The 554-nt window shown below is 39.5% G+C and carries 1 protein-coding gene; it reads left to right on the forward strand.

What is annotated here, in order from left to right; genetic code table 11:
• On the forward strand, positions 1–554 hold a 554-nt coding region (locus EZM65_RS15585; protein WP_169051729.1), incomplete at both ends, for a hypothetical protein.

Genomic DNA, 554 nt, shown 5'->3' on the forward strand with positions numbered 1-554 from the left:
TCATGTTCTTCTACCTTTAAAGTTCCTGAATGTTCTGACGCTCACTGTTCATACACTCAGGGATTCTATGGCAATGTAAACGGTAACGCTTGTTTACCTGACGGAAGCACATCGAAAGCACAAGCTATCATGGCAGCCGCTGTTGATGCACAGCCTGGAAATTTATATAATTTCGGTAGTACATTTACAGGTAATTACTTCACATTAAAACTTTCTGACATTATAGGAAAACCTAAAGCTTCCGACAACAACATTTTCAAAATGTTACCTGGAGGCGGCACACCAAGAGCCTTGATAGGATTTGCCACTTATGATGTACAGAACACCTGGACAGACAGTGACCCTTTAAATTACGCAAAAGGTAAATTCGGGTCCATCAACAACAACTTATTGAGTCAGACAATGACACTGTTCTTTAATATTTCTATGGACAATACACTGGCAGGTGTGAAATTGAAAACCAATTTCAAAACTGTTGACGAATTAGGTTGCGGTACAGATGATGTCAATCCGGACGATTCAGGACAAATGTTCACAATTTCACAGTCAGTTAT

The organism is Flavobacterium sp. H122 (assembly GCF_004959765.1).
Classification (GTDB): domain Bacteria; phylum Bacteroidota; class Bacteroidia; order Flavobacteriales; family Flavobacteriaceae; genus Flavobacterium.